This is a genomic window from Paraburkholderia sp. Ac-20336, assembly GCF_017105025.1.
Lineage (GTDB): Bacteria > Pseudomonadota > Gammaproteobacteria > Burkholderiales > Burkholderiaceae > Paraburkholderia.
The window spans coordinates 46,903-59,639 of the sequence record NZ_JAAGPS010000011.1; the positions used below are offsets into that span (position 1 = coordinate 46,903).

Here is a 12,737-nt window from a genome sequence, read left to right on the forward strand (position 1 = left end):
TTCGCAAGCGAGCCGGCCTCGCAAGGCCGGCCATCTAATCGACGCCTACAGGTACGGCTTAAGGTGCGGCAACGCCCTGCGTTTTCGCCGTATAAGGCGTGTAGAAGCTTGAGCCGGCCCACGCACGCGAGGCCGCCGTATAGAGCGGCGCGCCTTGCGCATAGTTCGCGCCGTCGTGCCAGTCGCCCGAACCGGTATATTTCGCAACCGCCGGATACGGATAGACCGGACGCGAAGCCGTGACGTTGTTCGACGCATCGGTCTGATACGTCATCACGGCATCCGGCGCCTTCGCCTGCTCGGCCCAATCCGTGATCTTCGATACGAGGTCGATGTTCGGGAAGCCTTCGCCACCGCCGCAATGCGCCACGCCCGGCACCAGATAGAGTCGCGCGAACTGGCTCACGTTCGAATCGCCCATCGTCTTCTGCATGGCTTCGTAGTACTGGATCGTGAAGAGCGGCGAGATGTGCTGATCCGCCCAGCCGTGCCACAGAATCAGCTTGCCGCCGGCGGCCTGGAATGCGGAGAGGTTCGGGTTCGTCGCGTCGATGAACGGATGGTTCGCCTGCAGATAGGTCGGGTAGAAGCTCGCATCCTGATAGCCGAAGGTGTCGATGGTCGGCATTGTCGGCGAACCGGTGAAGATCAGGTTGTACGCGCCCGTCACGATCGAATAGCTGAACAACTGCTTGACGGACACGGCCGGATCGGTCGAATTCGAATTCGGCACTTCGACGCCGATCCAGTTCGCTTCCGAACCATACTGCGGCGAACCCGCCAGCATGTACTCGCCGGTCGTCGCATCGGTCGGACCATTGAGGATGTTCTTCGCCGTCGTGACTTCCGCCGCGGTCAGGCAGTTGCTCGTGCTGGTCGCGCCGTTGGCGCATTGGATCGTCGCCGGATCGAAATGACAGGTACGCGGATCGGCAATCAGACCGTCGGCCGCGCCGCTGCCGCCTCCGCACGCGGCGATAACGGCCTTGTGCAGTACTTGCGCCTTATCGGCATAGAGCACCGCGTTGCCCGTGCTCGTGCCCGTCGTGCTCTGCGACTTCACGCTCCAGCCGTGATACAGCGAGTTCTGGATCTGGAAATGAGCGGCCGGCGCGCCCGCCACGATGCCGTTGTAGTCGGCCGGATAACGTTGCGCGGCCATCAGTGCCTCGCGGCCGCCGTCGGAGCAGCCGATGAAGTACGAGTACTTCTGCGCCTGTCCGTAATAAGCCTTGATCAGCTTCTTCGCCGTAAGCGTCGTGATGTGCTGGCCGCGATAGGCGAAATCGGCCTGCTTTTGCGGGTCCGTCGTCCAGGTCTGATCCTGGCCCGTGTGGCCCATGTCGGTCGCCGCCGTTACGAAACCGCCCTGCTGCACGAGCGGGCACGTATAGCTGAAGCTGAACGAACTTTGCTGCGTCGGGTCGCTGAGATTGCCGCACAAACCACCGCAGCCGAGTTCCGCGAAACGCTGCGTCCAGGTGCCGACCGGCAGCGCGACCTCGAACGTGTTCGACGGGGCGAGCGTGCCCTTCACCGTGCAGAACGCGACCGTCGCTCCATTGATCGTGGCATTGGTTACGCTCGCCGAGGTAATCGAACTGCCCGCGCCGCCGATGTCGGTGATATCGACCGAAGCGAGCTTCGAACAATCGACGCTCGGCGTCACGACCGACAGCGGCGTGTATGTGCTGATACTGCCACCGCTGCCACTACCGCCTCCGCATGCGGCGACAATCGCGGCCGTCGCGCAAACGCTCAATAAAGTCAGCAGTGAAACCGCATGCGCCTTGATGCTCGCGAATGGATTGAGAGAGTGCAGTGTTCTCATACGTGTTCTCCCGCGTTGTTTGCTCTGGCGAGTATTGGAACCGGATGTGCAGGCGCAGAGCGCATTACGCGTCCACGCTGGGTTACGCATTGCTTCACGTTCATGGATTCATCTCTCCTCTTTGAGTACTTCGGTTCTCAGAAACGTCTCAATCCTTCTGCCGCCGCGAAGTTGCGGTAGAGACACGCCGGCCGGATTTGGACGCGACGTTAGCCAGAGCGGGAATCACCGGAAATCACGGGTTAACCACAGGGATTGGCGATGTGCGTGAACGATTCGCATGCGGGCAAACACGTCGCGATGGCGCTCGATATCGCGCACAAGCCCGCTGCATAAGGACTCGTTCAGGGTGGCAGGCGCCGGATCAGATGGCATCCGGTGCAGCGCGCGACAACCCGCCATAATTTTTTTAGATGCCAAAAGAAAGAGATTGAAATGCGCTCAAGCGGGGCCGCGATCGACAACCGTCGCCACGCTGTAGCGTGGCACCAACGCTATTTGAAATCGCGTTGCGAAATAGCGTGAAGAGCTTTCTCTTTTATTTATCGCGCCGCCTTCGAGATCTTTCATCGTTTTACAAATTCCCACTTCGGCACTTACGCAAAACAAGCATCGCTTGTATTGCACACGGGTACAAAACTTTTATTTTTCAAAGAACTACGGCGTAGACGAAGAAATCTCGCCACACACCTGCAATCCCGTCAGTTCGCGTAAACCCCGGAATTTTCGACGGCAACGCGCTCGATCGAATGCGTTCTTCAGCCCTTTCGCACCACTTCCTCAGGAACATCGTGCCGACTATATTGAGCCCCGTTCGGTGGACTTCGGATTGACTTCTCATCCATCGACGCTCACCAGATACGACACCACCTACATCTGCATGACTAAATAAAACAGGAGATCATTTCGATGAACAGGACAAAAATCGCGCTCGCCATTCTTGCGAGCATCTTGATGTCGGCGACAGCACATGCCCAGAGCAGCGTCACGCTCTTCGGTCTTATCGATACCGGTGTTACGTATGTGAGCAACCAGTCGGGCAGCCACAATATCAAGATGGACGACGGCGTCAACGGCCCTAACCTGTGGGGTATGAGAGGCGTGGAAGATCTCGGTGGCGGCACCAAGGCCATCTTCGAACTTGTCAACCAGTTCCAGGTGAACAATGGCCAATTCATGCCCAATGCGAGCCTGTTCAGCCGCACGTCGCTGGTGGGGCTCGTCAACGAGCGCACCGGCAAGCTCACGCTCGGCAACCAGTACGACTTCATGACGGACGCGCTCTATTTCGGCGGCAACGATCCCGCCGAAATTTCTGGGCACTTCTACGCATTCCGCGCCGGCCCGTTCCAGAAGCTCGCCCTGCCGCAAAACCCGACTGGCGCATTCGACTGGGACCGCATGGCCGGCGAGCGTATTGCCAACTCGGTCAAGTACGTGACGCCGGTATTCGACGGATTCAGCGCAGGCGTAATGTATGGCTTCGGCAATGTAGCGGGCTCGGTCGGCGCGGGAAATTCGACGAGTTTCGCGCTTAACTACGCGGCGAACTCATTCGGCGCGAATGCCGCATACACGAATATCAAGTACTACACCGCGGGTTCGCCGCAAGTGAGCGTGCGCAACTGGGGGATCGGCGCGCACTACCGGTTCGGCTCGTGGTTCACCAACGCGCTTTTCACGACCGTACGCAATTCCGCGAACGGCGGCTCGGTCTACGAAGGTTCCGTGGGCGCGCAGTACCGGATCACGCCGGCACTCGCGACCGGTGCTTCGTATATGTATATGAAAGGCAATTCGGTCGTCGACAATAACCACGCTCACCAGGTCGCGGCAATCGTCGATTATTCGCTGTCGAAGCGCACGAGCGTTTACGTGCTCGGCCTCTATCAGCGCGCCAGCTCCGGGGGTTTCGCGCAGATCAACGGCATGAACAGTGCGGATGGCGCGTCGAGCGGGCAAACTCAGGCTGTCGCGCGAGTAGGCTTGCATACGCGGTTCTAAAGCCGCGTAAAACCGCGCTTAGGCTGGGCGTGTTCGTTTGTGGAGCATCTAGTCGGTATGCGGACGGTGAACGGGAACGGCGAATGGAGATGTATCGCCGTCTTCCTTGGCTGCGAACTTGAATCGACTAATTGGATGCCAGGATTTTTTTAATCCAATTCCCGACATTCCCATCAATTCGCTCGTATATTCCGCCGTAGCCGCATTGCAAATTCGAATCGGTATCTGATCGATCTGCGATGCCGGCCAAAAAGATGCCATTGCCACTCATGATGTAGAGCGGACCACCACTGTCCCCTGGACACTGATCTCCCGGAAGAGCGGCCGAAACTGGGCCCGCGACAAATTCAAAGCCACTGTTGCATCCATACTTCCTGGAATCCTGCGCGGAACAACTCGTACTTATGATGGCGACACTTGCGTAACCGCGTTGACCGTCCATTGCTGCACCGCCGTTGCCAAGATCGCGATTTCCGTATCCAACTGCGATGCCAGCCTTTGCCTTGTCGAGTTCGGCGGTTGTTGAAAATATGGTTGGCGAATTCGAATCGTAGATGTCCTGTGCCGTTTCCACCACGGCAATATCCGGCCCATTGCTATCACCGCATTCTGACATTTTGTTGACGCTCACTATGTTGGTAAAACTCATGTCCCTCCCCAACGCAACGCCAACACCGACCTTTTTCATATTGTGCAGACATACGCAGTGGCGTGCAGTCAGTATCTTTTTCTTTCCGATTGCCACGCCAGAACAAAATCCGTTCTGAGCATCCTGGATAAAAACGACGTTGGGATAATGAGTTGTGGCATTGTAGGACCGGCCTGGTGTGTTTGATGCGGGTGGTCCACCTGGTATGCGTGGCGGCAAACCCGATCCCGCTGTTCCACGAGGCGTATCCGGGCCGTCCGATGTGCCGGAAAGGATTTTTTCGGGATCGCCTAGTGCGGCCTGGTGGACGATCAATGACAAAGCATTGCGGTATCGTGAGTCAGTGTCGAGATTTGTCACCGTCAGTGTTTTTATTTTGTTCAGTATATTTTGAGGCTTGGCGTCGCTCTTTTGCTTTGCATTTAGCGCTCCAATGCTGGCACGAAGCATCGCGCTATATTCCGGCGTATTTTCGTCGAATAAATTCCCGGATATTGCGAGGGCATGCGTGGCAATAGCGCTGTTGGACCCGGTGTTGCCTGTTTCGCCGGGCGCTTGTGCTGAGGCGGTGGAAGACAGGAGTGAAAACAATAGCAATCCAGGATATATTATTCGACATGAAACTTTATCCATTTCAATATACCCCTGAATCATTATATTCAATCGATTCAAATGATGCCTGGCGATGCCTCTGATGTCTGCACTAGTATTGCGTCAAGGGCATGTGAGGGTTTGCTGAGCCGGCAATGTCTCTACGGTACTCTGCAGAGCGGAAGCCGAAGCTGCTGTATAGGCACTTTGTACATTATATTGTGCCGATTCGAGACTGGATTTGTCTGCAGGAATTTTGCTCGCGTTTGTAGGGTTGTTTTTGTCGGACTGAAGGGTGGCACAGGCAGTCTGGTAAGAGCCGACTGCCGCATAATATTTGCCGATGTTGCTTTGAAGAGTTGAATCGTTTTGCTTTTGAGCCAGCTGGCCCTGCGGAAGAACCGCGTTGCCTAGCGCCGTAGTAATGCCGCTAGTCGATGACGTCGACGCAAAAGAGAGTGCAAGCGCTTGCAGGAAAACATTGGGATCACCTAATTCGTGAACCGTTGCGGTTATATTGATCGGCCTGAAGGGTCCGCCTATTGAAACGCCGTCATTATTCTTATATTGGACTCCCGCCGGCACTTTCTCGATCGGGACCAGAGTCCAGGCCGTTTGCGTATTATTGGATACATCGGAAATGGAAATTGTTTTTCCTGGATTTATATTATAAATCAGCATCCCCACGGTCGATGCTTTATAGTAATCCGTTGCCGTCGATGGCGTCGGGTTGATAAAATTTATCGTTATACTGATCTGTTTACTCCTCCCCTCTTCGAAAACTCCCCCTAGCAAAGAGTGAGGGTAGTAAATTGCTGCAATCTGCGGTTTCACCACAAAATAATTTGCCGTTGCGTCTGCTGCGCTGCTTTGCAATTCTATTTCGGCGTAAAACGACGGCACGGTGAGAGGCAGCGTGCCATCCGGCGGATTAAATAATCCCTGGTTCTTCGACAGCGAAGTGATTAGACCAGGGCTATTGGTACAGGAGGCGCCGAGAGAGCTTTTGAAATCCGGGTCCGTGCACCAGTCTGTTCCTTGAGTAGCACTCGGCTTCGCCAGTGCGATTACGTAACAAAATGGCGCTTGGGGCTGATAGGTTTTTTTGGCCGGATCCCAAAGCGCACTTTGATAGAAGGTCGCGCTATTCGAACTCACCTGATACCCCGCCTTATCTGCAGCGGCTGCGGCAGTTAGCGAGGAAGCAATGGCGCCGACCGCCGCGCCGATCAAGTCGCCCCCCAGCAGATTTTCTCCCGCTACGGCGAGCGCACCTGCGTTCACATTGAGAGACGGGCAGCGCGATTCCGGCCAAACGTAAAGCGTCGGCGGGTCAGAGACTGATGCGGCATGAGGCAGTAACGAGCATCCCATTGTGGGCAGGCAGATGACGACCGCGAGCCTCGCCCCCATACGGCGCCATAGATTGACTCTATCCGCAGTCGCGTTATCCATGATTTACCTTTTTCTGTTTGGAGCATGAACTTACAACTGCGGCGAATGCCGTCGACCAGCCAGGTGCTTTCTAGAAAATAGGAAGTGTGTCCTGGTTGGTCAAGCTGTTTGATGCCGCTGCCTGTAGCCTCTGCCAATCGCCAATGGGTTGGCCGCTTGTTGGGCAAATGTCTCTTCGTGGCCGGTAGTATGCGTTTACGCAGATTGTCCGAAAGCTGCTGGAGGTATTCCAACGTCCACTCCGGGGAATGCTCTACGGTCTGGTGCTGTCGGCCACAACCGACCGTATACAGCAGACGTGTCGCGGCCATTCGAGTGGCGCCTTCCTCGTTTACATCGTTCGATCGGGAGCTCAGTTGTTCAACAATTTCTAAAGCCGCGGCTGGCGATCCACGCTTACTAGCGCCGATACGCCAGTTCGAGCGTCGCCTTTCGGCCAGCGCGGACACTCTGCCGGAGGCTAAAGACTTTTTGAGCAATACGTTGGGCGATCATTTCCCGATGCTGTTGGCAATCGCACGAAATGCTTGCATGTCCTGCTCGGACAAGCTTTGCTTTAAGGGGGCTACTCTCTTTACCTCTGGGACGTGCTCATAAATGTAATGATAGACAACCCCGCCATTGCCGTGAGGGTCTTGCCAAATTTCGAATGAGCCTTCCCGGCCGCCCGCATATTTCACGTCGAGAGAGATCGACGGTGGAGGCGGCGTTTCCATTAGCCCCTTCCAACCAGTACGGTGCGCGTCTATCCAGTGTGACAAAGCGAGAATTTGCTCTCGCTCCAGGGATACAGACTGCCCGTGGAGATAGCCGGTTGCCGACACGATCGGCGGCGTATCGATATTCTCCGTGCAGCTCGCGCTGGCCAGAATCAATGGCGCGGCAATCAAAAGGTGAAGACAAAAGAGCAAAGGACCTTTTGTTTTTTTGCCTCGCGCATACTCGGTATCAGAGAGCCCTTGGTGCTTGATGAAAGTGATCAAAGCAAACTCCTCAAATATGTCGAAGCAAAAGCAGCCACACTGCGGAATTTGTCCGAAGCCGACCACCTGGAGCGTGCGGGTCCGTCAAACGTCCACGCCGTTGCAGTTGCGCATGGTCCCCGCCCCAAGTTGCCGCTGAGGTTTAAATAGATCATACAATCGAATGGTCGCTGCACCTCAGAAGCAGATATGGCGACTCGATGGGACTGAACGGCGGCAACGGGTCGGAAAACCCATTCATCCACGACATAGCCGACACTCATCGGCACCGGGTTACAAAACTCAGCAAAACAACCTGCTGCAGCCGCAGGCAACCAGAACAGCGAACGTCCGCTCAGGCCGAATCCCACCCACCACCGAGCCTCCCGAACCCACCTTTGCCATGAACGGCAAATGGCCGCACATGTCACGTTTCCATCGCGCAGACTGTCTATCCTCCACTCAAGCTACCGCCGGATTACCTGCAATAGCCCGACTCCACCAGCGTGGATGCTGCTTATCTAACTTTGAGGAGATTGTCATGATGCAAATGCTCATAGTCAGAGATGTGCGGTTAGAGGGCTCGAAGCCCAAGGGTAATGAGGTTCTCGAGGTCGACGCTAGCACGCCTATCAGCTGGCCAATCGCCTGGATACTCAGCAGGGCAAAATTTTATAACTCGCAGTATGTATGGTTGAAGATCCTGGCTCATGGCTATGAGACGCCCGGGCTGCCTCTGGCGACAGGATTCTCTACGCGAACGGAATCAATGCAAGGCAACAGTCAGGGAGGCTATGGTATCCAGTTCTGCAATGAGGGATTGAATCTGCATACCATCCACAAGTTCAGAGTGCTTTTTGAATGGCTCGACTGGACGGATCTTTACTCCTGCGGGACGGCCTTCATCACGCCTGGCCACGAAGGCCGCTACGGCGACGGCAATACATTTTGCTCGAGGCTAGCCCAGACACTCGGCTCACCTGTTCGAGCATCAACTGCGGCTCAGCATTACGACCCCAAAGGAATGGACTTCGGCGCCTGGGAAGGAACCGTTCTGACATATGGGCCCAAAGGTAATGTTATAAATCTTGAGTACAATCCGAAGACTTGAATAACGGGTGCAGGATCTACTCGGCCATGGAAGTCACCCGCTCTGAAGCCGCGCATGAATACGCCAGCTTCGAGTGTCATGGCCTTGTAGCGCATGCGCCCTTTGGCACTGTCGTCGCGCCAGCAAAGCCTCACGTCGTGCTCATCGAACACGATAAGACACTGGCTGGAGATAGCGACACGGTGCTGTAGTGCGAGAGGTATACGAGCGCAGCCTCAGGTCCGGCAAAGCAGCGCTTGGCATGGACGCCCCGCCCCACTCGCCGGCTCGCAGCACTGAATAGATGCCTTTACAGACGACGGCAAGCGAGTTGCCATCTATACTTCATGGCACGAGCGGAACATGACAGATAGACCGATCAATCGACGCGCTTCTCATAGATCTCGTACTCGACGCCATTCGTTACCTCCGTACCGGGCTCCGCCGGATACACCGTGCCAAACAGGTAGTCCAGCGCCGAGCTGACCGACTTATTGCCAGCGAGCCGCTCGTAGACAAACATGCCATAGTTCGGCTCCAGCACGACGAACACGTCTCTCGGGTGCCAATGGATAGCGGCGGCGTGCCCGGAGTTGTCTCCGGCTTTCCGCATGCCGAACCCGACTATCATCGCACGGCCGCTCGAGAAGTCCGTCGGTGCCGGGGCCGTCACCGCGTCGATCGCCGCTGACAGCGAAGCGTACTGCGTTTTCGGGCTCGACTGCAGCAGCGCGATGCCGCCGAACGTCCTCTTCTTCGGGAATTTCGCGTCCATATGTCCCGTGAAGAGTGCGAAGCTGTTCTGGTCGATGTCCTGGCGACGCGGCGCAGTTGCTCTTACCGGCGCCTGTAGTGACCTGTATTTATCCTCGACCTTCGGATAAAGTCCGCCGATCTGACGCACGGAGAGCTCCGTGGGCGTGTTTTGCAGTTGCGGAAAGATCCGCTTCAGCTTGTCGCCGTAGTCGATCCCCACGACATGCGCCTCACCGAGCTGCAGGTTGCGGTTGTAGTCGTCAACCAGTTGCGAGTTCACTTCCTGCAGGAACCTCTTCGCTCTGAGGTACTTGTCGTAAGCCTGATCGTAGTCGGCCTGGTTGCGATCAATCAGCGCATTGTTGGCTTCAAGATTGCGGTCGCTGATCGCGTTGAAGCTGGCCCAGGCATACCCCTGCCGCTTGGCCTGCTCCTGCATCCGCGTGTAGTAGTCGTAGCCTTCCTCGGCATTACGCTGCGGGTTGGCGCCGAAGCACGGCCGCCCGTTCTGCAGCACACGCCGGATCCAGTCCAGGCAGACGCCGTGGCAGTAGCCGGTGTCGGGCGAGTAGCCTTCGACCGGCAATGCACTGGCGTGCGCGAGCCGTTCCGGATCGGCCATATTGAAGTTCTCGAGCTTGCCACGGCCGAGGGTCGTGAGCTCCGAGATGATTGTTTCACGGTCGGGCATGGTCGGAGTTCCTGAGGAGAGGGCCTTTCACGAAAGTCAGTGGGATCTGCAGGTACATGAAATTCGATTTCATGTGGTTTCTTCCACAACGGCTCAACAAGGAGACTGACCTGCTTTACGTAACGAGATGCGGCTCTTCGGTGATGCCCGGAACGCACTCCTGATAAGTTCATTCAATCCCGAACGGCCAGCCTTCCGAAGGTTAATTTGCAAAGACGAAAAAGCAAGGTCGACGGCGGTGGGGTTTTCAGTGAGCTAAATGACGTGTGTTGTGTGGGATATCGCGCAGACAAATACATCCTCAGCAGCAGGGCCCAACATGGTCCGTGCATGAGGAGCATGCATGTTTGATGCGGAGCAGTCGCGCGAATGAACGTGTGACAGCGAGGGCGAACGACTGCAACCGGCTTTTCGGAAGTATCAGCGTGGCTGCCGCGAACCCCGCCGACACGCCACACCACGCGCCCAGGGAAACCACCAAGCGCCCACCACTCAACTTTGCATACAATGTATCCGCCTGATTCGTGAATCCCCTCACTATGGTCATAAAAGACGGTGTTTTGCATACAACGTACGCCGCACCGGCCCGCTCACCGGACGACGTCTACCTCACGATCAAACAGTCTCTCGCCGAAAACCGCTACGGCGCGGGTCAATACCTGCGCGAAGAACAACTGGCAAAAAGCCTTGGCGTGAGCCGCACGCCGGTGCGCGAAGCACTGCGCCGCCTCGGCGCCGAAGGTTGGGTCGAGATTCGCCCGAACTATGGCGTGCGGGTCAAAGCGTGGTCCTTGCAGGACGCGCGCGAAATATTCGAAGCGCGTCTTCTGATCGAACCGTTCCTCGCCGGGCGTGCCGCATTGAAAATCGGCGCCGCCGAAATCGAACGGCTCGGCACGCTCGCCGAACAGATGTCCGCCATCACGCGGCGCACGTCCACACCCGAAACGACCGAAGCATGGTTCGCCGCCAACGGCGAATTCCATTCGATCATCACCTCGGCCGCCGGCAACTCGCGGCTCGAGCGATCGTTGACGTCGATGAAGGAAACGCCGCTCATCAAGTGGACGTTCGACTCTTACGACGACGAACACCGAGCGAATAGCGCACGCCAGCATGTCGAAATCGTTCAGGCACTCGAGAACCGCCATGCCGCCTGGGCCGAAGCGATCACCCGCTGTCATATTCTGGCCGCCGAAAAAGCGGTGCTCGACCGTTATCAACGGGAACACCCTTTGCCGTAGTCCGTTGCCGCAACACGAATAGCCGTCGAATAACGACGCAGGAGACGTGAAATGCCGAGCACAGTGAATGCGGGTCCGAGACTGGACCGATTGCCCATCTCCGGTTTTCATCGGCGCATTCTCTGGCTGATCGGCGGCGGCATGTTTCTCGATTCGTTCGATATCTACCTGGCCGGCGGCGTGCTCGGTGCGCTGGCAAAAAGCGGCTGGTCGACGATGCAACTGAATGCGGCATTTCTCTCGTCGACCTTCGTCGGCATGCTATTGGGTGCGTTCACCGCCGGTTTGCTCGGCGACGCAAAAGGCCGCAAGTTCACCTATCAATTCAATCTCGCGATCTTCGGTCTTGCCTCGATCGCCGGCGCGCTCGCACCGAACATGATGTGGCTGATCGTCTGCCGCTTTTTCATGGGCCTCGGGCTCGGTGCGGAGATCGTCGTCGGTTATGGTTCGGTCGGCGAGTTCATTCCCCCCGCCGTGCGCGGCAAGTGGTCCGCGTATCTCTCGCTGATTACGAACTCGGCGCTGTTCTTCTCGACGTTCATCGGCTATCTGATCATTCCGACGATCGGCTGGCGCGCGATGTTTGCTCTCGTCGGCGCGGGCGCGCTCGTTGTGTGGGTGATCCGCAAGAAGATGCCCGAGTCACCGCGCTGGCTCGAATCCCAAGGCCGCGACGCGGAAGCCGAGGCGATTCTTCGCGCGGCGGAGGCGGAATCGTCGCGAGGCGAGGCACTGCCTCCCATCGCGCCATCGCTCGAAGCGCTCGGCGCGCCGCCACGTTCCACAACACTTTTCGACCTGTTCAAAGCCGCACAGATTCGCCGCACGCTACTCGCGATCTGCGTGCAGATCGGCGTGAATGTGGTGATCTACGGCTTTATCGTCTGGGTGCCGACATTCCTGATCAAACAGGGGCTCGGCATGGCTTCGTCGCTCGGCTATACCACGCTGATGTCGCTCGGCGGCCCCACCGGCGCCTTCCTCGGCGTGCTGGTTGCCGACAGAATCGGCCGTAAAAACGGGCTCATTGCCGTGGCGCTGATCGCCGCGCTGGTGGGCTGGCTCTATGGACATTCGACGAGCGTCGCGACGGCCACCGTGCTCGGCTTTCTGCTTTTCACGCTCACGTATCTGCTGGTCGCGCTCGGTATTGCCACGTATATTCCCGAGCTTTTCGCCACGGAGAACCGCATGCGCGCGAACGGTATCGCCGGTTGCGCGGGGCGCATCGCCGGTATTCTCGCGCCGCAGTTCGTGGTCGTCCTGTATGCGACGGGCGGCGTCAAGGACGTGCTCTCGGTCATCGTCGGCGTGCTCGTCGTCATGGCTGCGGTGCTCGCGCTCTTCGGTATCGAAACGAACCGGCGCTCGCTCGAAGACATCGCGCCACCGCCCACCCTCGATACCGATGCCGAGCTCGCCGGCGCAGCGGTCGCCCCCGAGTCACGTCATTGACTCGGA

The 12,737-nt window shown here is 57.3% G+C and carries 9 protein-coding genes and 1 pseudogene; 4 read left to right on the forward strand and 6 right to left on the reverse strand.

Annotated elements, in window-relative coordinates; genetic code table 11:
* Nucleotides 1-58 precede the first annotated feature (58 nt).
* Nucleotides 59-1,831: a tannase/feruloyl esterase family alpha/beta hydrolase gene (locus GXB81_RS06720; protein ID WP_205988691.1), complete on the reverse strand. Its 1,773-nt coding sequence runs from the start codon at nt 1,829-1,831 to the stop codon at nt 59-61.
* Between the two features lie 909 nt (nt 1,832-2,740).
* Here GXB81_RS06720 and GXB81_RS06725 point away from each other — a divergent pair.
* Nucleotides 2,741-3,835 carry a porin gene (locus GXB81_RS06725; RefSeq protein ID WP_205988692.1) on the forward strand — a complete coding sequence of 365 codons (1,095 nt, stop codon included), beginning with the start codon at nt 2,741-2,743 and terminating at the stop codon, nt 3,833-3,835.
* Between the two features lie 127 nt (nt 3,836-3,962).
* On the opposite strand, the gene GXB81_RS06730 is transcribed toward GXB81_RS06725, so the two are convergent.
* The 3 genes from GXB81_RS06730 to GXB81_RS06740 form a co-directional block, all read right to left on the reverse strand.
* Complete coding sequence (locus tag GXB81_RS06730) at nt 3,963-5,138, reverse strand: trypsin-like serine protease (RefSeq protein WP_205988693.1); 1,176 nt, start codon at nt 5,136-5,138, stop codon at nt 3,963-3,965.
* A gap of 60 nt (nt 5,139-5,198) precedes the next feature.
* On the reverse strand, nt 5,199-6,530 hold the full coding sequence (locus GXB81_RS06735; RefSeq protein WP_205988694.1) for a hypothetical protein: 1,332 nt from the start codon (nt 6,528-6,530) through the stop codon (nt 5,199-5,201).
* 491 nt (nt 6,531-7,021) lie between these two features.
* Nucleotides 7,022-7,513, reverse strand: coding sequence for a hypothetical protein (locus GXB81_RS06740; protein WP_167039522.1), 492 nt, complete (start codon nt 7,511-7,513; stop codon nt 7,022-7,024).
* A gap of 520 nt (nt 7,514-8,033) precedes the next feature.
* On the opposite strand from GXB81_RS06740, the gene GXB81_RS06745 reads away from it, so the two are divergent.
* Complete coding sequence (locus tag GXB81_RS06745) at nt 8,034-8,603, forward strand: hypothetical protein (RefSeq protein ID WP_167039520.1); 570 nt, start codon at nt 8,034-8,036, stop codon at nt 8,601-8,603.
* Between the two features lie 71 nt (nt 8,604-8,674).
* Here GXB81_RS06745 and GXB81_RS31360 read toward each other — a convergent pair.
* Both GXB81_RS31360 and GXB81_RS06755 read right to left on the reverse strand, forming a co-directional pair.
* Nucleotides 8,675-8,850: pseudogene (locus GXB81_RS31360) on the reverse strand (transposase); the annotation flags it as partial.
* Between the two features lie 111 nt (nt 8,851-8,961).
* Complete coding sequence (locus GXB81_RS06755; protein ID WP_167039516.1) at nt 8,962-10,029, reverse strand: hypothetical protein; 1,068 nt, start codon at nt 10,027-10,029, stop codon at nt 8,962-8,964.
* 539 nt (nt 10,030-10,568) lie between these two features.
* On the opposite strand from GXB81_RS06755, the gene GXB81_RS06760 reads away from it, so the two are divergent.
* The gene (locus GXB81_RS06760; RefSeq protein ID WP_205988695.1) at nt 10,569-11,273 is read left to right on the forward strand and encodes a GntR family transcriptional regulator; all 705 of its coding nucleotides are present in this window, start codon (nt 10,569-10,571) and stop codon (nt 11,271-11,273) included.
* A 51-nt stretch (nt 11,274-11,324) separates the two neighbouring features.
* On the forward strand, nt 11,325-12,731 hold the full coding sequence (locus GXB81_RS06765) for an MFS transporter (protein WP_205988696.1): 1,407 nt from the start codon (nt 11,325-11,327) through the stop codon (nt 12,729-12,731).
* Nucleotides 12,732-12,737 lie beyond the last annotated feature (6 nt).